The sequence below is a fragment of the Streptomyces sp. LHD-70 genome (assembly GCF_031157275.1).
In the GTDB taxonomy this organism is placed as follows: domain Bacteria; phylum Actinomycetota; class Actinomycetes; order Streptomycetales; family Streptomycetaceae; genus Streptomyces.
This window is the reverse complement of the sequence record NZ_JAVIFW010000030.1, coordinates 32403-56340: the sequence shown is the minus strand read 5'-3', so window position 1 is coordinate 56340 and position 23938 is coordinate 32403. Positions and strand designations below refer to the sequence as shown.

The window sequence follows — 23938 nt, the reverse complement described above, 5'->3', positions numbered from 1 at the left end:
CGCGAAGGATCGGAGTCCGGGCAGGCGCGCCGCGCCCGGAGAAAGCGCAGGCAGGAACACCCCATGGGTCTCAAGAGCAACCTCGTCCTTGCCTCGGCCGCCCTGCTGGCCGTGCTGCTGTTCTTCGGCACGGTCCGGCTCTGGCCGAAGCTGGCGGGGCGCAACCGGCGCGCGGTGCTCGGACGTGTACTGGCGCTCGGGGCAACGCAGTTGATGCTCTTCGCGACGTTCGGCCTGGCCGCCAACCGGTCCTTCGAGTTCTACGCGTCCTGGGCCGACCTCTTCGGCCAGGAGCAGGAGATGGGCGTGGTCGTGGAGCACGGCGCGGGCGGCGCGAACCGCGCCCTCAAGGTGCTCGGCACCCAGCCGGTGAACGGGGTGGCGGGCGGCTCCACGCCCACCGTGGGTGGCCAGATCCAGCGCGTGGAGGTGACCGGTGAGCGGTCCGGCATAAGGTCGCCCGCGTACGTCTACCTGCCGCCGGAGTACTTCGAGGACAAGCGGCGTACGTTCCCCACGGCGATCGTGATCACCGGGTACCCGGGCACCGCCGAGAACCTGCTCAACGGCCTGCGCTACCCGGCCACCGCGCACAACCAGGCCAAGCGCGGGAAGATGCAGCCGATGATCCTGGTCATGCTGCGGCCGACCGTGGTGCCGCCGCGCGACACCGAGTGCGTGGACGTGCCGCACGGACCGCAGACCGAGACGTTCTTCGCGAAGGACCTGCCCGCCGCGGTCGCCGGCCACTACCGGGTCGGTGAGGAACCGGGCAGCTGGGGCGTCATCGGCAACTCCACCGGTGGCTACTGCGCGTTGAAGATCGCTCAGAAGCACCCGGACCGGTTCGCCGCCGGAGCGGGGCTCTCCGCCAACTACCAGGCGCCCATCGACGCCACCACGGGCGACCTCTTCCAGGGCGACAAGCGGGTCGAGCGGGAGTCCGACCTGATGTGGCTGCTCGACCACCGGCCGCCCCCGGAGGTCTCCCTGCTGGCGACCAGCAGCAAGCAGGGGGAGGGGAACTACGCCGACACCGAGAGGTTCCTGGACAAGGGCCGGGCGCCCACGCGGATGTTCTCGATCATCCTCGACAGCGGCGGCCACAACTTCAACACGTGGCGGCGGGAGATTCCGCCGGCGCTGGTGTGGATGAGTGAGCGGCTTTCGGTCAAGTGACGCTTCCCTTAGGGGAGTCGGTTTTTGGCGGCGGCTCAACCTGGGAGGGCAGGCTCAGCGGACCGTGACCGTCTCCAGATCGACCTCCGCGCGGGAGATGTCCCGGGCGTCCGCCGTGGTCGAGCGGCGCAGGGCCTCGTGCAGGGTCGCGGGGGTCAGGACGCCGAGGAAGCGGCCCGCGGAGTCCTCGTCGATGACGGCGATCCAGCCCGCGTCGTGCTGCAGCATCGTGGCGAACGCCTGCTTCAGGGACGCGCCGACGGGCAGCCAGGCCTCCATCCGGCGGGCCTGATCGCGCACCGTGCCCTTGCTGCCGGTGTGCTCGGCGGAGATCCAGCCGTGCAGGTTGCCCTCCGCGTCCAGGACGACGGCCCAGTGGGCGCCCTCACCGCGCAGCTGCTCGGCGGCGCGGTCGAGGGGGTCGTCGAGCCGTACGACCGGGGGCTGCTGCAGGTCGCCCTCCTCGATCGGCGTGACCGAGAGACGCTTCAACCCCCGGTCGGCGCCCACGAATTCGGCGACGTATGGAGTGGCGGGAGCACCGAGGACGGCGGCCGGGGCGTCGTACTGCTCGATGCTTCCTGAGCCGTAGACGGCGATGCGGTCGCCGAGGCGTACGGCCTCCTCGATGTCGTGCGTGACGAACAGCACCGTCTTGCGTACGGCGGCCTGGAGCTTCAGGAACTCGTTCTGCAGATGCTCGCGGACCACCGGGTCGACCGCTCCGAACGGCTCGTCCATCAGGAGCACCGGCGGGTCGGCGGCAAGCGCGCGGGCCACGCCGACGCGCTGGCGCTGGCCGCCGGAGAGCTGCTCCGGGTAGCGCGCGCCGTGCACCGAGGGGTCGAGGCCGACGAGTTCGAGGAGCTCGGCGGCCCGCTCGCGGGCCTTGGCGCGCTTGACGCCGAGGAGGTGCGGGACGGTCGCGGTGTTGTCCAGGACCGTCTTGTGCGGGAACAGGCCGACCTGCTGGATGACATAGCCGATGCGGCGGCGCAGCTCGACCGGGTCGACGCCGGATATGTCCTCGCCGTCGAGCAGGATCCGGCCCGAGGTGGGCTCGATCAGCCGGTTCACCATCTTCATCGTCGTGGTCTTGCCGCAGCCCGACGGGCCCACGAGCGTGACGAGTTCACCGCCCGCGACCTCGAACGACAGGTCGTCCACGGCCGTGGTGCCGTCCGCGTACCGCTTGGTGACGTGCTCGAACCGGATCATGGCTCCCCATTGTGGTGGGCGTTCTGTGAACCTCATGTTGCGGCAGAACTACGACTCTCGGCGATTGTCAGTGCTGGGGTTTAGGGTCGCCGACAGAACAGTTTGCGGCAGACGGATGTTCGGGGATTCACACGCTCGGGGCAGGGGTTCGGGGCGGAGTTCCGTCGGGGTTGCGGGGGAGGTGGGGCCGGGTGGACGGACAGAACTGCCTGGTCGAGAACGACTGGGTGTGCGCGGAGTATGTCCGCACGCGCAGCCAGGAGTTGATCGACGCCACGGTTCAACACGTGGGCATCACGGCCGCCTCGATCCTCATAGGGCTCGCCGTCGCCCTGCCGCTCGCCCTGCTCGCGCGCCGCAGCAAGGCGTTCGCGGGCCCGGTGCTCGGCCTCACCACGGCGCTCTACTCGGTGCCTTCGCTCGCGATGTTCTCGCTGCTGCTCCCGCTGTTCGGGCTCTCGGCGGCCCTGGTCGTGACGGGTCTCGTCCTCTATTCCTTGACGGTCCTCGTGCGGAACATCCTGGCGGGGCTGGAAGCCGTCCCGGAGGAGGCCCGCGAGGCCGCGCGCGGGATGGGGTACGGGCCGGTGCGGCAGCTGTGGGAGGTCGAACTCCCGCTGGCGCTCCCGGCGTTGCTCGCGGGTGTGCGGATAGCCACGGTCGCGACGGTCGCCCTGACCACGGTCGGCGCCATCGTGGACTACGGCGGTCTGGGCGGCCTGATCATGTCCGGCCTGCGCAGCGACTTCAAGGCGCAGGTGCTCACCGCCTCGGTGCTCTGTGTGCTCCTCGCCGTCGTCGCCGACCTGCTGCTGCTCGCCCTGCAGCGGTGGCTCACGCCCTGGACGCGCATACGGTCGGGGCGCGTGCCCGGCACCCGTACGGCAAAGGTGGTCGAGCCCGCATGAACGTGCTGTCGGAGGCCTTCACCTGGCTCACCACCGCCGCCAACTGGCAGGGGGAGAAGGGGATAGGGCACCGCCTCGCCGAGCACCTGTACTTCAGCGGCACGTGCCTGGCCGTCGCCTGCCTGATCGCGCTGCCCCTCGCCCTGTGGCTCGGCCACCTCGGCAAGGGCGGTGCGCTCGCGGTCAACATCTCCAACGTGGGCCGCGCGGTGCCGACGCTCGCGGTGCTCGTGCTGCTGACGCTCACCCCGCTCGGCCGGTACGGCGACCTGCCGACGCTGATCGCCCTGGTGCTGTTCGCGGTGCCGCCGCTGCTGACCAACGCGTACATCGGGATGCGCGAGGTCGACCGGGCGGTGGTGGAGGCCGCGCGGGGCATGGGGATGAGCGGGCGCCAGCTGTTCCTGAGGGTGGAACTCCCGCTGGCCTACCCGCTGATCATGACGGGGCTGCGCTCGGCGGCGGTCCAGGTGGTCGCCACGGCGACGCTCGCCGCGATGGCCGGGGAGGGTGGCCTCGGCCGGATCATCACGGCCGGGTTCAACCTCCAGGACACCGCGCAGGTGGTGGCGGGCGCGGTCCTGGTGGCGGCACTCGCGCTGCTTGTGGAAGGGGTCCTCGTGGCCCTCGGCAAGGTGCTCGACCCGATGCGGGGCAGAGCGCTCCCGTAGGACGACTGATTTCTCGTACGGCAGCTGACTTGTGACGGCAGCTGACTTGTGTACGGCAACGGCCATGACGACATTGATTGGTGATTCCCCATGAAGCACTTCGCGCAGGGCATCCGCAGGGCGGCGGCGACGGTGGCCGTGGTCGGCCTGGCCGCGGGGCTCACCGCCTGCGGCGGCAAGAGCCTGGAGGAGGACAAGGGCGCGGGCGGCGAGGGCGGCGCCGGCAAGAAGGGCTCGCTGGTGGTGGGTTCGGCCGGATTCACCGAGTCGAAGGTCCTCGCCGAGCTCTACGCCCAGGTGCTGAAAGACGCGGGATACAGCACGTCGATCAAGACGGTGGAGAACCGCGAGCTTTACGAACCGTCCCTGGAGAAGGGCGACATCGACGTCGTCCCGGAATACGCCGCGACGCTCGCTGAATTCCTGAACACCGAGAAGAACGGCCCGAAGGCGAAGCCCATCGCGTCGAGCGATGTGGAAGACACCGTGGCCGCTCTGGAGAAGCTCGCCGAACCGCGCGGCCTGAAGGTGCTTCCCGCCGGGGCCGCGGTGGACCAGAACGCCTTCGCGGTCAGCAAGGAATACGCGCAGAAGAACAAGCTCAAGACGCTTTCAGACCTGGGCCGCGCGAAGGTGAAGGTGAAGATCGCGGCCGGTGACGAATGCGAGGTCCGGCCGTTCTGCGCACCGGGGTTGAAGAAGACGTACGGCATAGACGTGACGGGAGTCGACCCCAAGGGCGTCGGCACGCCGCAGGCCAAGCAGGCCGTCAAGGACGGGGAGGACCAGCTGGTCCTGACCACCACGACGGACGCCACGCTGGAGAACTTCGACCTGGTCCTGCTGAAGGACGACAAGAAGCTGCAGAACGCCGACAACATCCTTCCCGTGGTGAACGCCGAGGAGGCGGGCGACAAGGCGATAGCGGACGCGCTCGCGAAGCTCACCGAGACGCTGACGACGCAGGACCTCGTGGAACTCAACCGCAAGGTCGACGCGGAGCGCGTGAAGGAGGCCGACGCGGCGAAGGAGTACCTGGAGGCAAAGGGCCTGCTCAAGAAATGATCTTGAGTTCGCCTCAACTGGCGGGGAACGGGAGCGGGTTACCGGTGGTTGCTGTTTGAACCGAATGGTGCGTACGTAACCACAAGGGAACAGATTCCCGGGCGGGGGTTCGCCCGTCGTGCACGCGCGGTAAGTTTCTGGCCATGCCACGTGGACGTCACCGCCATTCCCCACCCCTGCACAGGCTGCTTCCCCCCTCGACGGTCGCCGGTGTCTCGCTGGTCTGCGCCGCCGCAGCTTGGCTGGTCGCGGAACCCGTGGTGCTCCGCGGCCTGGTCGGCGCCGCCGCTGCAGCGGCCGTCGTCGGCTCGGTCGTCATGCGCCGATGGGACCGGCTCGCCGGCAAGCGCGTCGCGGAACTGACCCGGGCCAGAGCGAGCGACGAGTGGAAGCACGAGGAGCGCACCGCCGAGCTGGAGTCCGACCTCGAGGAGTCGCGCGAGCTGCGCACCAAGCTGGAGGCCAAACTCCGTTCCAAGCGCACCGAGCTGGCCGCCCTGCGGTCCGAACACGCGGCCCTGCTGCGCCGGTACGCCACGGCGGAGACGGAGCGGGCCAGCGCGCTTGAGGGCCGCAGGCGCCTCGCGATCGAGGCGTCCGCGCCCGCGAGGGCGCTGCCCGCGGGCACCGGCACCGGCACGGGCCTCAGCACCGGCACCGGCACCGGCCTCAGCACCGGCATGGGCACCAGCACCGGCAGCAACGCCGCCCGCAGTGGCGTCAGGACCTCGGCCACCCGCGTCCCGAGCCCCGCGCTCTACCGCCAGGCCAACGCCGCGCTCGACCACCTGGCACGCGGCGGAGCGCGGGCCGGGCGGGACGCGGCGGTCGAGCGGGTCCGTGAGGGGGCGGAGGCGGCCCAGGGGAAGTCCGGGGCGGTCGGCGCACATCTGCGTACGGCCGCCGCGCCCCCGGCTCCGCGTCACTACCCCGTACCCGCCGCGGCCGCGGCGGCGGTCGTCCCGTACACCCCGGTGCGGCGCACCATCGGCGGCTTCGACTTCTTCGGCACGCAGGCCACACCGGGCACGCAGGCCACGCCGGGCCCGCAGGCCGAAGAGAGCGGTCAGGCCGAAGAGAGCCGTCAGGCCGAACAGAGCGGTCAGGCTGAACAGAGCGGTCACGCCGATCAGAGCAAGCAGGCCGTACGGGACGAGGTCAGGGCGATCGAGAACAACGACCTCGCGGACGTGGTGGGCGAGGAGGCCCTCGCCCTGCACCGGGCCGAGGCGCAGGCCGCGAAGCGAACCGAGCCCGCGGAGGCCGAAGTGACCGCCCCCGAAACCGAGTTCACCGCCGCGGACGCCGATGCCCCGGCCGTCGGCGAGGTCATCGACCTGACCGCGCACGACGACACGGAACAGCTCGACGTGGCGGATCTGCGCAGCGCGATCTCGTAGGCGGCCGGTCCGCACCCGCACGAGCACATCACCCGGTACGCACGAAGGGGGCCACGGTCGGACGACCGTGGCCCCCTTCGTACGTACAGAGCCCCTCGCACGTACCGGCACCTACGTAGCCATCCACCGATCCGGCCGAGCCGTCCTGCGCCCCGTGCGTGAGCGGTCCGCCTGGGCCTGGAGCAGGAGTTCGGCCTCCGCCGCGTCCCGGAGACGGGCGGCGACGGTGGTGTTGGCGCCGGTCTCCACATGGACGTCGGCCACACCGTTACGGCGCTCCCACGGCCCCTGAGTGAGCCGTACGCTCTGCACCTTCGCGTGCGGGACGAGGGTGAGCGTGCGCTTGAGCAGCCCGTGCCGGGTGGTGAACACCGCGTCCGTGACCGCGAGTCCGTGGCCGCGCCACCACACCGGCACGCACCACTTCGAGCGCTCGGGCGGCCGGGACAGCGCCTCCGCCTCGGGCACCGTCACCCCCGGCAGGATCCGGGCGACCACCGCGACCGCCAGCTCGCGCGGCGCGACCGGCACGAGCACGCTGTTCGACGACCCGGCGACGTCCAGCTCCACCCGCACCCAGCCGCGCCGCCGCCACAGCAGCGGCTCCACGATCCGTACGGTCTGGACCCGGCCGGGCGGCACCGTCTCGTGCTCCTTGTCGAGCAGCCCGTGGTCGAGCCGCAGCCCGTCCGGGGATTCGCCGACCCGCCAGTCGTACTCCTTCACGAACTTCCCCACGCTGCTCGCGCCCGCGGCGCCGAGCAGGGGCAGGCCGGTGCCGATCACCAGGCCGGGGCTGTGCGTGGTCAGCCAGAGCACCGGCGGCACGGCGAGCGCGGCGATGAGCAGCACCCAGGTCGAACCGGTCAGGAGCAGGGAGACGGCGAGCTGTTTCGGCGGTACGTGGACGAGGTTCGCGACCGGTGCCTCACCGACGTCCTGGGCCGTCTCGGGCGCGAACCCGGCCGCGCGGGCGAGGAGTTCGGCCCGCAGCGCGGCGGCGTCCTTCTCGCTCAGGTAGGCCAGCTCGTCCTTGGAGTCGGTGCCGATGACGTCCATCTTCAGCTTGGCGACGCCGGCGATGCGAGCGAGCAGCGGCTGGTTGACGTCGACGGCCTGCAGCCGGTCGAGGCGGATGTGGGCCGTGCGCCGGAAGAGCAGGCCGGTGCGGATGCGCAGCTCCGTGTCGGTCACCGCGAAGTGCGTGAACCACCAGCTGAGGAAGCCGTACAGGGCGGCCGCGATGACCAGGCCGCCACCGGCGAGCAGCAGCACCCATACGGCCAGGTCCGTGACCTGCCGGTACGCGCCGTCCGGATCGTGCACCGCCCAGCCCGCCCCGACCGCGACGGGCGCCCAGGCGCGGCGCAAGGGCGTGACGGGGTGCAGCCGCCGCTCCCGCACGCCCCCGTCGGGAGCTGCCGCCGCTGCCGCGTCCATGGGCTTCACAGGCCCGCCGATCGTGCCTCGCCCAGCTCGGTGAGCCGGTCGCGGAGGCGTTCGGCCTCGCGCGGGTCGAGTCCCGGGATGGTCGCGTCGGTCGCGGCGGCGGCGGTGTGCAGTTGCAGGCTCGCAAGGCCGAACTTCCGCTGCAGCGGCCCCGATTCGACCTCGACGAGCTGCATCCGGCCGTACGGGACGACGGTCTCCTCGCGCCACAGCACCCCGCGCTGGATGAGCAGGTCGTCGGCGCGCTCCGCGTACCGCCAGGACCGCCAGTTGCGGCCGAGCAGCGGCCACCCCCACAGCAGCAGCGCGAGCGGCAGCGCGGCGAAGGCCGCCCAGACCGGGCCCACGAGCAGTCCGAGGAGCAGTCCGGCGGCCACGGCCAGCGGCACCATCCACACCACGAGAAGGAGGCGGCGCAGCGTGAGCATGGACTGCGGCAGGCTCCGCCAGACGGGCTCGGGGCCCGCCGTTTCTCGTGGAGGCGCGGCCGCCGCGCTCTCCGCCGTCCCGTACCCGGACCCGTCGCCGCTCTCCGCCGTCCCGTACCCGTCGCCGGGCTCCTGCGTCATGCCGGTCTCCGTCCCGAGCTCATCGAAGCTCCCCTCATCCCTGCCCGTTTCCTGCCTGTCGTCGCACGCGCACCGGTCCCCGTCTCGATCGATGTCGGTCCCGTACGAGAGACTGTGTGCCATGAGCCCGAAGACGGATCCGCAGATCAGGACTGTCGGTGTCGGCGGAGCCGCCGAGAGCACCGACATGGTGCTCAACATCGGCCCCCAGCACCCGTCCACCCATGGCGTCCTGCGCCTGCGCCTGGTGCTCGACGGCGAGCGCATCCAGCACGCCGAGCCGGTGATCGGCTATATGCACCGCGGCGCCGAGAAGCTCTTCGAAGCGCGGGACTACCGGCAGATCGTGATGCTGGCCAACCGCCACGACTGGCTCTCCGCCTTCTCGAACGAGCTGGGCGTGGTCCTCGCCGTCGAGCGGATGCTCGGCATGGAGGTGCCCGAACGCGCGGTGTGGACGCGCACGCTGCTCGCGGAGCTGAACCGCGTCCTCAACCATCTGATGTTCCTTGGTTCGTACCCGCTCGAACTGGGTGGAATCACCCCCGTCTTCCACGCCTTCCGGGAGCGGGAGGAGCTCCAGAACGTCATGGAGGAGGTCTCCGGCGGCCGGATGCACTACATGTTCAACCGCGTCGGCGGCCTCAAGGAGGACCTTCCGCTCGGTTGGACGTCGCGCGCCCGCCAGGGGGTTGCCTCGGTCCGCTCGCGGATGGACGTCTACGACCGCCTGGTCCTCGGCAACGAGATCTTCCGCGGCCGCACCCGCGGCGTCGGCGTCCTGACCCCCGAGGCGGTGCACGCGTACGGGGTGAGCGGACCGATCGCCCGCGCCTCCGGGGTCGACTTCGACCTGCGCAGGGACGAGCCGTATCTCGCGTACGGGGAGCTGCAGCGGGAGCTGAAGGTGGTGACGCGGCAGGAGGGCGACTGCCTGGCCCGCTTCGAGGTCCTCCTGGAGCAGACGCACATCGCCCTCGACCTCGCCGACGCCTGCCTCGACCGGATCGCGGAGCTCGAGCCGGGCCCCATCAACCAGCGCCTGCCGAAGGTCCTCAAGGCGCCCGAGGGGCACACGTACGCCTGGACGGAGAACCCGCTCGGCATCAACGGCTACTACCTGGTGTCCAAGGGCGAGAAGACCCCGTACCGCCTCAAGCTGCGCTCCGCCTCGTACAACAACATCCAGGCGCTGACCGAGCTGCTGCCCGGGACGCTCGTCGCCGACATGGTGGCGATTCTGGGCTCACTGTTCTTCGTCGTCGGCGACATCGACAAGTAGCGCCCGCAGGGGTACGTCCACGGCCTGGAGCAGCCAGCCGAAGTCGCCGAGCCCGCCCTGTGCGGTGAGCTCGGCGGCCTCGCCCGCGTGCGCGAGGGCATGGACGTACGCGGTCGGGTCGGTGCTCGCCAGGACCAGCGGGGGCCGGGCGCCCGAGACGCCGAGTGCGGTGAGCGCGGTGCGCTGGTCGGTCAGCTTCGCGCCGGGCAGCGCGCAGGCGTCGAGCGCCACATGGGCGGTCAGGTCGCAGGAGCCGTCGGGCACGGGCCGGCACTCGCGGCCCTCGCGGAACCCGGTCAGCGTGCCGAACTCGGGCCGCTTCCCGCGCGTGTGGTGGTAGTCGACGGCCACCGCGAGGCCCCGCTCCAGAGCGCCGACGGCCGCCGCCCAGGCCGCGTCGCGCGGACCGCCGGGTTCCGCGCGCAGTCCGGGTGCTGCGCGCAGTCCGGGCTCCGCGCGCCGTTCGTGTTCTGCTGGCCGCAGTGGCCACCAGCGCTCCAGCCACTGGGCGTCCGCGCCGGACGGCTCGGGCCCGAGGGTCTCGGTGCCGTCCGCGTCGACGAGCACCAGGCGCGCCGCCCCGTCGGCGTCGACCTCGACGACGTCCACGGGCACGTTGTCCAGCCACTCGTTGGCGAACAGCAACCCGCTGACGCCGTACGGCACTTGGGCCGTCCACACGATGCGGGGGTCGTCGAAGCCTTCAGGACGGGGCGCGCGCTCCACCGCGTACGCCCGCACGCGCGCCGCCACCTCCGCGGGCAGCGCGCGCAGCACCCCGGCCGTCAGCTCGCCCCGCCCGGCGCCGACGTCGACGAACGCGAGCTCCGCCGGGCCGCCGAGCGCGGCGTCGACCCGGCACAGCAGCCGCGCCACGGCCTCGGCGAAGAGCGGCGAGGCGTGCACGGACGTACGGAAGTGGCCCGCGGGCCCCTCGGGCCGCAGATAGAAGCCGTCCGGCCGCCCGTACAGCGCGTCCTCGGCGGCCTCGCGCCAGCCGCGCGGCCACGACGCACCAGTACCGGCGACCTCGCCCGCACCACCCGCCACACCGCACCCCGTCCTGCTCACCCGTTCACGACTCCCTCACCCGTTCACAACTCCCTCGCCTGTTCATGATTCCCTCGCCCGTTCACGACTCCCTCACCTGTTCACGACTCCCCGTCGAGACGCCAAGGCTATGCGCCTCCACCTTGGGGAGTACGAGGTGTCGTACGGGATCGAACCTGCGGTTGACCCCCGCACGAGTGGCGCGTACCTACGCTGGGTTATGTGCAGCGCCTCTATGAATTCCTCCGCAGACACCCCACGGGCGTCGACACCTTCTGGGCTGTCGTGCTCCTGATGGTGGCGTTCGTGGGCCTTGCGTCGCAGGGCAACGGCCAGGGGCGCATTCCGGAGATCCCCGCCGTCGCGGTCTCCCTCCTCCTGAGCCTCGCCGTGGCGCTGCGCCGCAAGTGGCCGGAGAAGATGCTGCTGCTCAGCGCCGGGGTCGGCGTCGTCCAGCTGGTCACCGACGTGAGCGTGCTGCCCGCGGACTTCGCGATGCTGGTGCTGATCTACACCGTGGCGGCCGAAGGGGCGGACTGGGCGCGGCGGTTCGCGCTCGTCGGCGGGCTCTGCGCGGCGCCGATCTCGCAGCTCGCCTGGCCGAACGAGTACAGCGGCGTCGGGGGCAACATCCTCATCGCGGGCTTCACGATGGTGCCGTTCGCGCTCGCCTGGACCCTCGGCGACTCGATCCGCACCCGACGCGCGTACTTCGCCCAGCTCGAGGAGCGCGCGACCCGGCTCGAGCAGGAGCGCGAGGCGCAGGCCAAGGTCGCCGTCGCGGCCGAGCGCGCCCGGATCGCCCGCGAGCTGCACGACGTGGTCGCGCACAACGTCTCGGTCATGGTGGTGCAGGCGGACGGCGCCGCGTACGTCATGGACACCGCGCCCGACCAGGCCAGGAAGGCCCTGGAGACGATCTCCGGCACGGGTCGGCAGGCGCTCGCCGAGATGCGCCGGCTGCTCGGCGTGCTGCGCACCGGGGAGCAGCAGGAGAGCGGCGAGTACGTCCCGCAGCCCGACGTCCGGCAGATCGACGAGCTGGTCGAGCAGGTCCGCGGCTCCGGCCTCACCGTCGACTTCAAGATCGAGGGCACCCCGCGCCCGCTGCCCAGCGGCGTCGAGCTGACCGCGTACCGCATCGTGCAGGAGGCGCTCACCAACACGCGCAAGCACGGCGGCGACAACGCCGGGGCCAGCGTCCGGATCGTCTACTTCGACGACGGGCTCGGCCTGCTCGTCGAGGACGACGGCCAGGGCGCCCCGCACGAGCTGTACGAGGACGGGGGCGCGGACGGCCGCGGCCACGGACTCATCGGGATGCGGGAGCGCGTCGGTATGGTCGGCGGCACCCTGGACGCGGGGCCGCGGCCCGGCGGCGGGTTCCGGATCAGTGCCCTGCTGCCGCTCAAACCCGCCCATTGACGCCCGCTGACACCTGTCAGCCACTCGCCGTGCCCTTGGAGGGAACCGGAAATGCCGATCCGCGTGATGCTCGTCGACGACCAGGTGCTGCTGCGCACCGGGTTCCGCATGGTGCTCGCCGCCCAGCCGGACATGGAGGTCGTCGCGGAGGCCGGTGACGGCGCCGAGGCCCTGGAGGTGCTGCGCTCGACGGCGGTCGACGTGGTGCTCATGGACGTACGGATGCCGCGCCTCGACGGTGTGGAGGCCACGGCGCGCATCTGCTCGGCGCCGAACCCGCCGAAGGTGCTGATCCTGACCACGTTCGACCTGGACGAGTACGCCTTCTCCGGGCTGAAGGCCGGCGCCTCCGGCTTCCTGCTCAAGGACGTGCCGCCCGGCGAACTCCTCGGTGCCATCCGCTCCGTGCACAGCGGCGACGCGGTCGTCGCGCCCTCGACGACCCGGCGCCTGCTCGACCGGTTCGCGCCGATGCTGCCGCAGACCGGCGGGGAACCGCAGCACAAGGAGCTGGAGCGGCTCACCGACCGCGAGCGCGAGGTGATGGTCCTGGTCGCCCAGGGCCTCTCGAACGGCGAGATCGCCGCCCGCCTGGTCCTCTCCGAGGCCACGGTGAAGACCCACGTGGGGCGCATCCTCACCAAACTCGCCCTACGCGACCGCGTCCAGGTCGTGGTCCTCGCGTACGAGACGGGGCTGGTGCGGGCGGGCGGATGAATTCAGCCCGTCCGGCGCTTGAGGACGAGCGCGGAGCGCGATGGACGGCATCCGAGCCGACGGTGCGCAAACGTGCCGGGAACAAGCGGCCCCCTACCGCAGCACCCCCTCGATGAAATCGCTGCCGAGCCGCGCGACCGCGGTCAGGTCCAGCTGATGCAGGACGTAGCGGCCGCGCCGACGCGCCGTGAGCAGCCCGGCCTTCTTCAGGACGGTGAGATGCCGGGAGATCTCCGGCGCCGTCATGCCGTGCGCGTCCACCAGCTCGCTGGTCGTGTACGCGCCGCGCGCCAGGTGACGGCAGAGCCGCATCCGCACCGGGTGGGCCAGCGCCTCCATGCGGCGCGTCAGCTCCTCGACGGAGGCCGGTGTGCTGGGGCGCGGGGCGCCCACGGGGTACGTGATGGCGGGCTGCCACCCGTACCGGTGCAGCACGAACAGGTGCGGCCAGCCCAGGCTGGTGGGCACCAGGACCAGGCCGCCGTCCCCCGTCGCCGTACGCCCCTCGGACAGCTTGTCCACGGTGATGCGCTCGGCCCGCTCTTCCAGCGAGACCGCCGCCGACACCGCGCTCAGCGTCTCCTTGAGGCCCTTGTGGCGCAGCAGTTCCGTCTTGTGCCGGGCGTCGGCCGCCAGCTGGTGCTCGAGGCGTCCCCAGATGTCCGCGAAGAACGCCTCCTCGCAGTCCTCCATCAACTGCCGGAACCAGGTCCGGATCTGTGGCGGGTCGTCCAACAGGCGCTTGGTGAAACGGACTTGGTGCACGCCGCGCGTCGCCGCGAGATCGAGGGCCCGCTTACGCACCGCAGCGTCGTTCAACGGGTCCGGCGTCACCGTGTCGTACGTCAGCTGGCAGGTGAACTCCAGGGCGATGTCGACGAACGTCTCGTCGCTCAACGTGTCGAGCAGGTCCAGCTCGGCGGCGAGCGTGCTGCCTGGCAGCGACCTGCCGCCCGGTATCCCGGCGAAGGGGGCGAAGACGTCCGAGAACGTCGTACGCCACAGGAAGTCCGCCTCGCACAGCCGGTCGGCGAGACATGCGTCAAGGCTTGCCGAGACGGCGGTGACCCAGCCCTGCAGGCCCGGGTGGTGGCCCGGTTCGCTCAGCGCGTGCAGCGCCATGCCCAGCTCCGCGAGGGGAGACGGCACGACGGAGATCCGCTCCGGCGGGAGGCCGGCGATGTCGATGGTCACGCTCATGTCCCCATGGTGCACGCCGGGTCTGACAACGCCCCGGTCGATTGACGGCTCCCGTCAATCGACGCGACAGCCGCGCCCGGCCCGACCACTCTGGAGCCGTCGACAAGATCCGGGCTTTCCGCGGGGCCCTCTCCTCCACCCGAACTCTGTGCGCAGCATCCCGAGAGGCGACCTGTCATGAGCATCACCCAGCAGTACCTGCTCGACTCCTACCGCGCCGCCCAGCACGGCACTCCGCAGCCGCCGGCCCCCGGCCGCCACGACTGGCACGTGGTGCGCGAACTGCGCGACCACCGCCGCTCCGAGGCCGTGGCGCACGAACGCCCGGCCCGCGGCCGCCTGCGTCTGGCCCTGTCCCGCCTGTTCGGGGTGGGCGGGGCGGCGCACTGAGCCGAGGGTTCCGTAAAGCCGGGGTGGCGCACTGAACCGAGGGTTCCGTAACGAAGAGGCTCAGAGCCGCCGTACGAAATCCCGCACCCCCTTCCGTACGTCCTCCGCCGTCCACTCCAGACCCGGGCCCGCCACCGTCACCTCGGTCACGGACAGCCCGGGCGGGCCTTCCGCGAACCACGGGCGGAACAGCGCGTTCCCCGTCTCCTCGGCCTGCTCGGCGGCCGCGGTGGTGAGCACGTCCGCGTCGTACGGCAGCCAGACCTGGAACTGGTGCGTATGAGGCACCTCGGGGTGCACCTGGAACCACGGCACCCCCGCCTCCACGAATCCGGCGCGCAGCGCATCCGCCACCACGCGCGCGTGCGCGACGTACGAGGGCAGGCGCGGCAGTTCGCGGGTCAGGCCGAGCAGCGCGGACAGGGCCGTGGGGAACTGCTGGAACACCTGGCCGCCGTAGCGGTGGCGCCAGGCGCGGGCCTCCGCCACGAAGGAGCCGGGTCCCACGAGGGCAGCGCCCCCGAGCCCGCCGAGCGACTTGTAGAACGACACGTACACGCTGTCCGCGAGCTGCGCGATCTCCTCAAGGGGGCGGCCGAAGTGCGTCGTGCACTCCCACAGCCGGGCCCCGTCGAAGTGCACGACTGCGTCCCGTTCACGCGCCGCCTCGACGACCTCGACCAGCTCCTCCCAGGAGGGCAGCGCGAAACCCGCGTCCCGCAGGGGCAGTTCGAGCATCAGCGCCCCGAACGGTTCGTCGAGGTCCCGCACTTCCTCGGCGGTCGGAAGGCGCCGCTCGCTCGTCGGATGCACCGTGCGCAGACCGCTGACGACGGGGAACGCCCCGCGTTCGTGCCGCTCGGGGTGGGACAGCGGGTGCAGGGCCACCGTGGCGTTGCCGGTGCGGCCCGCCCAGCAGCGCAGCGCCACCTGCTGCGCCATCGTGCCGGTCGGGAAGAACGCGGCGTCCTCCGCGCCGAGCAGCTCGGCGACCCGGCCTTCGAGCTCGGCGACGACCCCGTTCCCGTACATGTCGGCCGGTTCGCCGAGGTCGTACACCTCGCCCGCGTCCGCCGCGAGCCGGGTCAGCCGCTCGCCGACCGTCGCGTCGATCGCGGGGCGCGCGAGTGTCCGCCGGGCGCCGCGCAGAGCGGTACGCAACCGCTCCCGCGCGCTCTGCGCGTGGCCGCGGTCGTGGTCGTCCGGCTCGTCCTGCTCGTCCTGCTCGTCCGGGTCGTTGGGCCCGTCCTGCTTTTTCGGCTCATCAGGCTCATCAGGCTCATCCGGCTCGTACGGCTCGTCCGTGTGGTCCCGCCCGCTGTCGCTCATCCACAGATCGTCGCGCACCCGTCTCGTACGGGCATGCGGTTTTCCCACACCCTGTGGACAACCGTCGGCCTGTGGACAACGGCCGCCGCACCAGTCGTACGAACCGCACAGCCTGTGGACAGCCGGCGACCGCGGAAACCCCCTCGCGTTAGCATGACGAGAAATCGTCCGGTACCCCGAGCGGACTGGAACGGAAGGCGCTCGTCGAGTGAACACACCGCATGCGGAACCCCAGAATCCAGCGGATCGACCGGCCCGGCTGGCAGTCGGCGTGGTCGGAGCCGGCCGCGTAGGACCCGCCCTCGCGGCCTCGCTGCAGCTCGCCGGACACCGCCCGGTGGCCGTGTCCGGAGTCTCCGACGCCTCGGTGCGCCGGGCCGCGGCGCTCCTCCCCGACGTGCCGGTCGTCTCGCCCGCCGACGTGCTCGCCCGCTCCGAGCTGGTCCTGCTCACCGTTCCCGACGACGCCCTGCCGGGCCTGGTCGAAGGGCTCGCCGAGACCGGCGCCGTCCGTCCCGGCCAGCTGATCGTGCACACCTCGGGGCGGTACGGCGTGGGCGTGCTCGAACCCGCGCTCCGCGCCGGCGGCCTGCCGCTCGCCCTGCACCCCGCCATGACGTTCACCGGCACCCCCGTGGACGTGCAGCGGCTCGCCGGGTGCTCGTTCGGGGTGACGGCGCCCGAGGAGCTGCGGCTCGCCGCCGAGGCCCTGGTCATCGAGATGGGCGGCGAGCCCGAGTGGATCGAGGAGTCGGCCCGCCCGCTCTACCACGCGGCGCTCGCGCTCGGGGCGAACCACCTGGTCACCCTGGTCGCCGAGGCCATGGAGCTGCTGCGCCAGGCGGGCGTCGGCGCCCCTGACCGCATGCTCGGCCCGCTGCTCGGCGCGGCCCTCGACAACGCCCTGCGGTCCGGGGACGCGGCGCTCACAGGCCCGGTCGCGCGCGGGGACGCGGGCACGGTCGCGGCGCATGTCGCCGAGCTCCGCAAGCACGCGCCCGGCACCGTCGCCGGGTACCTGGCGATGGCCCGCGCCACCGCCGACCGCGCCCTGGCCCACGGCATGCTCAAGCCGGAGCTCGCCGAGGAGCTCCTGGGCGTGCTCGCCGCCGAGACCGGCCCGGCTCAGGGCCCGACGACCGGCACGGACGGGGACTCCCGATGACAGAACAGCCGCAGCAGGCGCAGCAGACAGAACAGCCGGAGCAGACGCGACCGACGCAACAGCCGCCGCAGACACAGCAGCCGCAACACCCGCAACACCCGCGACAGCCGCAAAAGAAGCGTCAGCCGCGGCTCCTGCACAGCGCCGCCGAACTCCGCGCGCTCACCCACGAAGGCGATCGCGCGGTCGTCATGACCATGGGTGCCCTGCACGAGGGCCACGCGACGCTCGTCCGGCACGCGCGCGATGTGGCGGGCCCGCACGGCCAGGTCGTCGTCACGGTCTTCGTGAACCCCCTCCAGTTCGGCGCCGGCGAGGACCTCGACCGCTACCCGCGCACCCTCGAAGCCGACCTCAAGGTGGCCGAACAGGCAGGCGCGGACGTGGTGTTCGCCCCTGGCGTGGACGAGGTCTACCCGGGCGGCGAACCGCAGGTGCGGATCAGCGCGGGCCCGATGGGGGAGCGCCTCGAAGGCGCCGCGCGCCCCGGCCACTTCGACGGCATGCTCACCGTCGTCGCCAAACTCCTGCACCTCACGGCGCCCGACCTCGCCCTGTACGGCGAGAAGGACGCCCAGCAACTCGCCCTGATCCGGCGCATGGTGCGGGACCTGAACTTCCCGGTCGAGATCGTCGGCGTACCGACGGTGCGCGAGCCGGACGGACTGGCCCTGTCCAGCCGCAACCGCTACCTCGCGGCGGGCGAGCGGCGCACGGCACTCGCCCTGTCCACGGCCCTGTTCGCGGGCCGGGAGCGGCTCGCCGCGCAGCAGGCACTCTCCGCGCGCGCCCAGGCGGCCCCCGCCTCACGCGCGCGTGCCGATGCCCTGACCGCGCTCGGCGAGGCCCGCGCCGCCGCCGACGCGCACGCGGTGTCCCAGGCCGCGCTCCGCTGCCCGAGCGCCGTGCGCACCGCCGCCCGCGCGGTGCTCGACGACGCCGCGCGGCTGCGGCCCCCGCTGGTCCTGGACTATCTGGCGCTCGTCGACCCGTCCGACTTCACCGAGGTACCGGACGGGTTCACCGGCGAAGCCGTCCTCGCGGTCGCCGCGCGGGTGGGCACGACCCGCCTGATCGACAACGTGCCCCTGACGTTCGCCCCCGAGGACACCTCTGAGGAAAGCCCCCGGGACACCCCATCGCCCACCCCCGCAGGAACCGACGAGGCCCCCGGAGCCGCCGTATGACCGCCCCCGCAACCACCGGCATACGGCTGCACGCGCCGGCCCCCGGCTGGGCCCGCGCGGCCGACGTGATCGTGGTCGGCTCCGGCGTGGCCGGGCTGACGGCGGCCCTGCGCTGCGCGGCGAGCGGTCTGCGTACCGTCGTCGTCACCAAGGCCCGCCTGGACGACGGCTCCACGCGCTGGGCCCAGGGCGGCATCGCGGCGGCGCTCGGCGAGGGCGACAGCCCCGAACAGCACCTGGACGACACCCTGGTGGCGGGCGCGGGCCTGTGCGACGAGGAGGCCGTGCGCACGCTGGTGACCGAAGGCCCGGACGCGGTGCGGCGGTTGATCGAGACCGGCGCCGACTTCGACAAGGCCGACGGAGGCGAGATCGCCCTCACGCGCGAGGGCGGCCACCACCGCCGCCGCATCGCACACGCGGGCGGCGACGCCACCGGCGCGGAGATCTCCCGCGCCCTGGTCGAGGCGGTACGCGCGCGGGGCATCGAAACCATCGAGAACGCCCTCGTACTGGACCTGTTGACGGACGCCGACGGCCACGCGGCCGGCGTCACCCTGCACGTCATGGGCGAGGGCCAGCACGACGGCGTGGGCGCGGTGCACGCGCGCGCGGTGGTCCTCGCGACCGGCGGCATGGGCCAGGTCTTCTCGGCGACGACCAACCCCGCGGTGTCGACCGGGGACGGCGTGGCCCTGGCGCTGCGCGCGGGCGCCGAGGTCAGCGACCTGGAGTTCGTCCAGTTCCACCCCACGGTGCTGTTCCTCGGCCCGGACGCGGAGGGTCAGCAGCCCCTGGTCTCCGAGGCGGTGCGCGGCGAGGGCGCCCACCTCGTGGACGCGGACGGCGTGCGCTTCATGGTGGGGCAGCACGAGCTGGCCGAGCTGGCGCCGCGGGACATCGTGGCGAAGGGCATCATGCGCCGCATGCAGGAAGTGGGCGCCGAGCACATGTACTTGGACGCCAGGCACTTCGGCGCCGACATGTGGGCGAGCCGGTTCCCGACGATCCTCGCCGCCTGCCGCGCCCACGGCATCGACCCGGTCACCCAGCCCATCCCGGTCGCCCCCGCCGCGCACTACGCCTCCGGCGGCGTCCGCACCGACCGGCACGGCCGTACGACGGTCCCGGGCCTGTACGCCTGCGGCGAGGTCGCCTGCACCGGCGTGCATGGAGCCAACCGGCTGGCCTCCAACTCCCTGCTTGAGGGCCTGGTCTACGCCGAGAGCATCGCCGCCGACATCGCCCGCGACACCCCGGCGAGCCGCGTCCCCGCGCCCGTGCCGCAGGCCGAGCCGCCCGCGCACCCGCTGCTGCCGTCCGAGGCCCGCCTCACCATCCAGCGGATCATGACCCGGGGCGCCGGAGTGCTGCGCTCCGCCGACTCCCTCAAGGAGGCGGCCGAGCAGCTCGACGCGGTCCACGCGGCCGCCCGGGACGCGCTCGCCGAGCACGGCAAGACCGCCGAGCCCGGCACCGACACCTGGGAGGCCACCAACCTCCTGTGCGTCGCGCGCGTGCTGGTCGCCGCAGCCCTGCGCCGTGAGGAGACCCGCGGCTGCCACTGGCGCGAGGACCACGCCGACCGCGACGACACCGACTGGCGCCGCCACCTCGTCGTACGCCTCCGCCCCGACCGCACCCTCGCGGTGCACCGCACCGAGACCGCGGACTTCCCGCCGACCGGGCCGTTCCCGACCCGGCCGCAGCCGACCCCTCCCCAGGAGCAGTGACCGAAGTGAGCACCCCCGACCTCCCCCTCGCCGAGACCGGCGGCTGCGGCGACTCCTGCGGCTGTTCGGCGGACGCCGACGAGGCAGTCATGGAGTGCGGCCTCGACCCCGCGCTCGCCGCCCTCATCGTCCAGGACGGCCTCGACCCCGTCCTCGTAGAGGACATCGCCCACATGGCGCTCGCCGAGGACCTCGACGGCGGCGTGGACGTCACCTCGGTCGCCACCATCCCCGAGGAGGCCGTCGCCACCGGTGACTTCACCGCCCGCGAGGACGGCGTCGTGGCGGGCCTCAGGGTCGCCGAGGCGGTCCTCTCGGTGGTCTGCACGGAGGCCTTCGAGGTCGAGCGGCACGTCGAGGACGGCGACCGCGTCCAGGCCGGCCAGAAGCTGCTCAGCGTCACCACCCGCACCCGCGACCTGCTGACCGGCGAGCGCAGCGCCCTGAACATCCTGTGCCGCCTCTCCGGCATCGCCACCGCCACGCGCGCGTGGGCGGACGTTCTGGACGGTACGAAGGCCAAGGTGCGGGACACCCGCAAGACCACCCCCGGTCTGCGCGCCCTGGAGAAGTTCGCGGTGCGCTGCGGCGGCGGCGTCAACCACCGGATGTCCCTCTCGGACGCCGCCCTGGTCAAGGACAACCACGTGGTCGCGGCCGGCGGCGTGGCCCAGGCCTTCACCGCCGTACGCGAGCGCTTCCCCGAGCTGCCGATCGAGGTGGAGGTCGACACCCTGCACCAGCTGCGCGAGGTGCTCGACGCGGGCGCGGACCTGATCCTCCTGGACAACTTCACGCCCGCCGAGACCGAGGAGGCCGTCGCCCTGGTGGCCGGCCGCGCGCTCCTGGAGTCCTCCGGCCGCCTGGCCCTGGACAACGCCCGCACGTACGCGGAGACGGGCGTCGACTACCTGGCGGTGGGCGCCCTCACGCACTCGTCGCGCATCCTCGACATCGGCCTCGACCTGCGCGAGGCCGACGCGGAGGAGCACAGCGCGGGGGAGACCGCCTGATGCTGCTGACCATCGACGTGGGCAACACCCACACCGTGCTCGGCCTCTTCGACGGCGAGGAGATCGTCGAGCACTGGCGCATCTCCACCGACGCCCGCCGCACCGCCGACGAACTCGCCGTCCTGCTCAACGGCCTCATGGGCATGCACCCACTGCTCGGCGAGGAGCTCGGCGACGGCATCGACGGCATCGCGATCTGCGCCACCGTCCCCTCGGTCCTGCACGAGCTGCGCGAGGTCACCCGCCGCTACTACGGCGACGTCCCGGCCGTCCTGGTCGAGCCCGGCATCAAGACCGGCGTGCCGATCCTGATGGACAACCCCAAGGAGGTCGGCGCGGACCGCATCATCAACGCGGTCGCGGCCGTCGAGCTCTACGGCGGCCCGGCGATCGTCGTCGACTTCGGCACGGCGACGACGTTCGACGCGGTCTCCGCGCGCGGGGAGTACGCGGGCGGCGCGATCGCCCCCGGCATCGAGATCTCCGTCGACGCCCTCGGGGTGCGCGGCGCCCAGCTCCGCAAGATCGAGCTGGCCCGCCCGCGCAGCGTGATCGGCAAGAACACCGTCGAGGCGATGCAGTCCGGCATCCTCTACGGCTTCGCGGGCCAGGTCGACGGCGTCGTCAACCGCATGGCCCGCGAGCTGGCCGACGACCCCGAGGACGTCACCGTGATCGCCACCGGCGGCCTGGCCCCGATGGTCCTCGGCGAGTCCACGGTGATCGACGAGCACGAGCCGTGGCTGACTCTGATCGGCCTCCGCCTGGTCCACGAGCGCAACGTCGCGCGCAGCTGAGGCACAGGCGCGAGACACGGTCGTACGGGCGCGCGCGGCACACGTGCGCGCCCGGCGCGCCACCTCACCATTTAGTCGATTTTGTCCGATTAGCGCGTATCGTCGGCCCATGCCCACGCCATACGGATCCCACGGCGGCATGGCGTTCAGCGCGGACGAGCTGCGTGTGCTCCGACGCGCCCTCGCCGTCGCCCTCCATCCCAGCAAGGCCGCCTCCGTCGCCGACGTCCAGGACTGCCTGGACCTCTCCGACGGCATCAACGAGGCCATCGACGAGGCGGTCCGGCTGCGCGCCTTCCTCCTCGCCGACCTCGGCCGCTACCGCGCCGCACTCCCCGGCACCGCCGCCGGCTATCTCCAGCTCCTCGCCGACGCCCTCGCGGCCGGCCACCGCCCGGAGGTGGACGACCTGGCCGCCCTGCGCGCCCTGCGCGGCAACCCCCTCGCCGCCGCCCTCCTCGACCGCTGCCGCGCCCTCGCGGAGCACGACGTACGCACGGAGCCGGTGGCAACCCCGCGGGTGCCGGCCTCGCGCAGACGGCTGCTCGCCCTGCCCGGCGGGCGCGCCGAGGACGGCAAGCCCGCCGCGGACCCGAAGAAGCCGGCGCCGCCGCAGCGCACCAACCCGCCCCGTCCCGTACCCACCCCCGCCGAGGTCTTCCCGCCCAAGCGCCGCCCTGCGGCACCCGGCGAGAGCGACGAACCGGCCTCCCCGCCGCAGAAGCTCGCCGCCGGATAGCTACGCTGGGGGGCATGGACTACGTCTCCGCGCTCCTGCCCCCCGTAGTGATGGCGGTCTTCTTCGCCGCTCTCATCGTGACGATCGTCAAGACCCAGGGCGGCGCCAACAAGGCCAAGGAGGACGAGGCCGTGGACGCCGCGGTCGCCCGCGCCGAGAGTGTCCGCCAGGCGCAGCAGGCCACCCCGAAGACCGGCGACGCCTGACCGTCCCCCAGCAGCATCCCGTGCGTACGGCTCACTTATTTTCGAGCCGTACGCCCTTTTTGCTCCCGAAATCGGGACAACTCCCACTATTCTTCAGGTGTGCCTCGCCCCTTGGGAGAACTCGAAGACGTCGTGATGACGCGGGTTTGGAAGTGGAACCGCCCGGTCACGGTTCGAGAAGTCCTGGAAGACCTTCAGCAGGAACGGTCCATCGCCTACACGACGGTCATGACCGTATTGGACAATCTCCATCAGAAGGGCTGGGTTCGGCGAGAAGCGGAAGGCCGCGCCTATCGATATGAGGCGGTCTCCACACGTGCCGCCTACTCCGCCGCCCTGATGAACGACGCCTGGTCGCAGAGCGACAACCCCGCAGCCGCGCTCGTCGCCTTCTTCGGCATGATGTCGCCGGAACAGCGCGAGGCCCTCAACGACGCCGTTCGCATGGTGCAGGGACCGGAGAACCCCGGCGCGGCAGAGGGTGGCACAGGGCGATAGCGTCCGGACATGCCAGCAGAGATCCCCGCGTATCCCGATGCACCCGCAAAACCCGTCACCATCCGCAGGGCACGTACCAGCGATGTCCCCGCCGTGCGTGACCTCATCGACTCCTACTCGGGCGACGGCATCCTCCTCGACAAAGCCACGGTGACGCTTTACGAGGACATCCAGGAGTTCTGGGTCGCGGAACGCGACGACAACGCACAGGTCGTCGGCTGCGGTGCGCTGCACGTGATGTGGGAAGACCTCGCCGAAGTACGCACGCTCGCCGTGAACTCCGATGTCAAGGGTTCCGGCGTGGGGCATCAACTGCTCGGCAAGTTGGTGCAGACCGCCCGCTGGCTCGGTGTGCGCAAGGTTTTCTGTCTCACCTTCGAAGTGGACTTCTTCGTCAAGCACGGCTTCGTGGAGATCGGTGAGACTCCGGTCGACACAGATGTCTACAGCGAGCTGCTTCGGTCCTATGACGAAGGCGTCGCGGAGTTCCTCGGTCTCGAACGAGTGAAACCCAACACCTTGGGGAACAGCCGCATGCTTCTGCACCTCTGAGCATGCGCCTCGGTTTATACGGGCCGTTGAGATCACTACCGGTCTGCGGCGGTGCTATGTCCGAAACGCGCACGTTTCAAGGGCTCTTGAGGTCTCGGTCTCAACCGGGGGTTTGTGTTTTTCCGGCAAAAGCGGTTTGCTTTCCGACGTACTCCATATAACCGGGCCCGGGAAACTGCGGCGGACGCGCTGACGG

The 23938-nt window shown here is 71.9% G+C and carries 25 protein-coding genes; 18 read left to right on the top strand and 7 right to left on the bottom strand.

Annotated features, from left to right (window positions below; translation table 11 throughout):
• Nucleotides 1–63 precede the first annotated feature (63 nt).
• Nucleotides 64–1179 carry an alpha/beta hydrolase-fold protein gene (locus RCO28_RS35815; protein ID WP_308945547.1) on the top strand — a complete coding sequence of 372 codons (1116 nt, stop codon included), beginning with the start codon at nucleotides 64–66 and terminating at the stop codon, nucleotides 1177–1179.
• Between the two features lie 54 nt (nucleotides 1180–1233).
• Here the strand turns inward: RCO28_RS35815 and RCO28_RS35810 are convergent, their stop codons facing one another.
• Entirely contained in the window at nucleotides 1234–2397 is a 1164-nt protein-coding gene (locus RCO28_RS35810; protein WP_308945546.1) for a betaine/proline/choline family ABC transporter ATP-binding protein, read from the bottom strand.
• Between the two features lie 191 nt (nucleotides 2398–2588).
• On the opposite strand from RCO28_RS35810, the gene RCO28_RS35805 reads away from it, so the two are divergent.
• From RCO28_RS35805 to RCO28_RS35790, 4 genes are all read left to right on the top strand, one after another.
• Nucleotides 2589–3305, top strand: coding sequence for an ABC transporter permease (locus tag RCO28_RS35805; protein ID WP_308945545.1), 717 nt, complete (start codon nucleotides 2589–2591; stop codon nucleotides 3303–3305).
• Nucleotides 3302–3976 (top strand): ABC transporter permease, encoded by a 675-nt coding sequence (locus RCO28_RS35800; protein ID WP_308945544.1) that lies wholly within the window; start codon nucleotides 3302–3304, stop codon nucleotides 3974–3976. Before RCO28_RS35805 ends, RCO28_RS35800 begins: the two co-directional genes overlap by 4 nt.
• Nucleotides 3977–4066: 90 nt before the next feature.
• Nucleotides 4067–5041: an ABC transporter substrate-binding protein gene (locus tag RCO28_RS35795; protein WP_308945543.1), complete on the top strand. Its 975-nt coding sequence runs from the start codon at nucleotides 4067–4069 to the stop codon at nucleotides 5039–5041.
• 143 nt (nucleotides 5042–5184) lie between these two features.
• Nucleotides 5185–6441 carry a hypothetical protein gene (locus tag RCO28_RS35790; RefSeq protein WP_308945542.1) on the top strand — a complete coding sequence of 419 codons (1257 nt, stop codon included), beginning with the start codon at nucleotides 5185–5187 and terminating at the stop codon, nucleotides 6439–6441.
• 111 nt (nucleotides 6442–6552) lie between these two features.
• Here RCO28_RS35790 and RCO28_RS35785 read toward each other — a convergent pair whose 3' ends face one another.
• The gene (locus tag RCO28_RS35785) at nucleotides 6553–7881 is read right to left on the bottom strand and encodes a PH domain-containing protein (RefSeq protein WP_308945565.1); all 1329 of its coding nucleotides are present in this window, start codon (nucleotides 7879–7881) and stop codon (nucleotides 6553–6555) included.
• Between the two features lie 5 nt (nucleotides 7882–7886).
• Nucleotides 7887–8459, bottom strand: a complete 573-nt coding sequence (locus RCO28_RS35780) for a PH domain-containing protein (protein WP_308945541.1) — start codon at nucleotides 8457–8459, stop codon at nucleotides 7887–7889.
• Between the two features lie 121 nt (nucleotides 8460–8580).
• On the opposite strand from RCO28_RS35780, the gene RCO28_RS35775 reads away from it, so the two are divergent.
• A complete protein-coding gene (locus RCO28_RS35775; RefSeq protein WP_308945540.1) occupies nucleotides 8581–9741 on the top strand; it encodes an NADH-quinone oxidoreductase subunit D in 1161 nt (386 codons plus the stop codon).
• On the opposite strand, the gene RCO28_RS35770 is transcribed toward RCO28_RS35775, so the two are convergent.
• Nucleotides 9706–10812 (bottom strand): SAM-dependent methyltransferase, encoded by a 1107-nt coding sequence (locus tag RCO28_RS35770; RefSeq protein WP_374991314.1) that lies wholly within the window; start codon nucleotides 10810–10812, stop codon nucleotides 9706–9708. The genes RCO28_RS35775 and RCO28_RS35770 overlap by 36 nt on opposite strands.
• A 201-nt stretch (nucleotides 10813–11013) precedes the next feature.
• Here RCO28_RS35770 and RCO28_RS35765 point away from each other — a divergent pair, with 201 nt between their 5' ends.
• Nucleotides 11014–12216 (top strand): sensor histidine kinase, encoded by a 1203-nt coding sequence (locus RCO28_RS35765; RefSeq protein ID WP_308945539.1) that lies wholly within the window; start codon nucleotides 11014–11016, stop codon nucleotides 12214–12216.
• A gap of 51 nt (nucleotides 12217–12267) precedes the next feature.
• Nucleotides 12268–12933 carry a response regulator transcription factor gene (locus tag RCO28_RS35760; RefSeq protein ID WP_308945538.1) on the top strand — a complete coding sequence of 222 codons (666 nt, stop codon included), beginning with the start codon at nucleotides 12268–12270 and terminating at the stop codon, nucleotides 12931–12933.
• Nucleotides 12934–13026: 93 nt separating this feature from the next.
• Here RCO28_RS35760 and RCO28_RS35755 read toward each other — a convergent pair whose 3' ends face one another.
• Complete coding sequence (locus RCO28_RS35755; RefSeq protein ID WP_308945537.1) at nucleotides 13027–14133, bottom strand: DUF5937 family protein; 1107 nt, start codon at nucleotides 14131–14133, stop codon at nucleotides 13027–13029.
• Nucleotides 14134–14310: 177 nt separating this feature from the next.
• Between RCO28_RS35755 and RCO28_RS35750 the strand changes: the two genes are divergently transcribed.
• Complete coding sequence (locus tag RCO28_RS35750; protein WP_308945536.1) at nucleotides 14311–14523, top strand: hypothetical protein; 213 nt, start codon at nucleotides 14311–14313, stop codon at nucleotides 14521–14523.
• A gap of 60 nt (nucleotides 14524–14583) precedes the next feature.
• Here RCO28_RS35750 and RCO28_RS35745 read toward each other — a convergent pair whose 3' ends face one another.
• A complete protein-coding gene (locus RCO28_RS35745; RefSeq protein ID WP_308945535.1) occupies nucleotides 14584–15852 on the bottom strand; it encodes a beta-eliminating lyase-related protein in 1269 nt (422 codons plus the stop codon).
• 208 nt (nucleotides 15853–16060) lie between these two features.
• Between RCO28_RS35745 and RCO28_RS35740 the strand changes: the two genes are divergently transcribed.
• A complete protein-coding gene (locus RCO28_RS35740) occupies nucleotides 16061–17017 on the top strand; it encodes a DUF2520 domain-containing protein (RefSeq protein ID WP_308945534.1) in 957 nt (318 codons plus the stop codon).
• Here the strand turns inward: RCO28_RS35740 and RCO28_RS35735 are convergent.
• Nucleotides 16978–17238 (bottom strand): hypothetical protein, encoded by a 261-nt coding sequence (locus RCO28_RS35735; protein ID WP_308945570.1) that lies wholly within the window; start codon nucleotides 17236–17238, stop codon nucleotides 16978–16980. The two genes, RCO28_RS35740 and RCO28_RS35735, sit on opposite strands and share 40 nt — an antisense overlap.
• Between RCO28_RS35735 and panC the strand changes: the two genes are divergently transcribed.
• The 8 genes from panC (at nucleotide 17209) to RCO28_RS35695 (ending at nucleotide 23742) form a co-directional block, all read left to right on the top strand.
• The gene (panC, locus tag RCO28_RS35730) at nucleotides 17209–18204 is read left to right on the top strand and encodes a pantoate--beta-alanine ligase (RefSeq protein ID WP_374991313.1); all 996 of its coding nucleotides are present in this window, start codon (nucleotides 17209–17211) and stop codon (nucleotides 18202–18204) included. The genes RCO28_RS35735 and panC overlap by 30 nt on opposite strands.
• Nucleotides 18201–19937 carry an L-aspartate oxidase gene (locus tag RCO28_RS35725; protein ID WP_308945533.1) on the top strand — a complete coding sequence of 579 codons (1737 nt, stop codon included), beginning with the start codon at nucleotides 18201–18203 and terminating at the stop codon, nucleotides 19935–19937. Before panC ends, RCO28_RS35725 begins: the two co-directional genes overlap by 4 nt.
• Nucleotides 19938–19942: 5 nt before the next feature.
• Nucleotides 19943–20950 carry a carboxylating nicotinate-nucleotide diphosphorylase gene (gene nadC, locus RCO28_RS35720; RefSeq protein WP_308945532.1) on the top strand — a complete coding sequence of 336 codons (1008 nt, stop codon included), beginning with the start codon at nucleotides 19943–19945 and terminating at the stop codon, nucleotides 20948–20950.
• Nucleotides 20950–21747: a type III pantothenate kinase gene (locus RCO28_RS35715; protein ID WP_308945531.1), complete on the top strand. Its 798-nt coding sequence runs from the start codon at nucleotides 20950–20952 to the stop codon at nucleotides 21745–21747. Before nadC ends, RCO28_RS35715 begins: the two co-directional genes overlap by 1 nt.
• A 109-nt stretch (nucleotides 21748–21856) precedes the next feature.
• Nucleotides 21857–22486, top strand: a complete 630-nt coding sequence (locus tag RCO28_RS35710; protein ID WP_308945530.1) for a hypothetical protein — start codon at nucleotides 21857–21859, stop codon at nucleotides 22484–22486.
• Nucleotides 22487–22500: 14 nt separating this feature from the next.
• On the top strand, nucleotides 22501–22692 hold the full coding sequence (locus RCO28_RS35705) for a hypothetical protein (protein WP_308945529.1): 192 nt from the start codon (nucleotides 22501–22503) through the stop codon (nucleotides 22690–22692).
• Nucleotides 22693–22791: 99 nt separating this feature from the next.
• Nucleotides 22792–23190, top strand: coding sequence for a BlaI/MecI/CopY family transcriptional regulator (locus RCO28_RS35700; RefSeq protein ID WP_308945528.1), 399 nt, complete (start codon nucleotides 22792–22794; stop codon nucleotides 23188–23190).
• Nucleotides 23191–23199: 9 nt separating this feature from the next.
• Nucleotides 23200–23742, top strand: a complete 543-nt coding sequence (locus RCO28_RS35695) for an amino-acid N-acetyltransferase (RefSeq protein WP_308945527.1) — start codon at nucleotides 23200–23202, stop codon at nucleotides 23740–23742.
• Nucleotides 23743–23938: the final 196 nt, after the last annotated feature.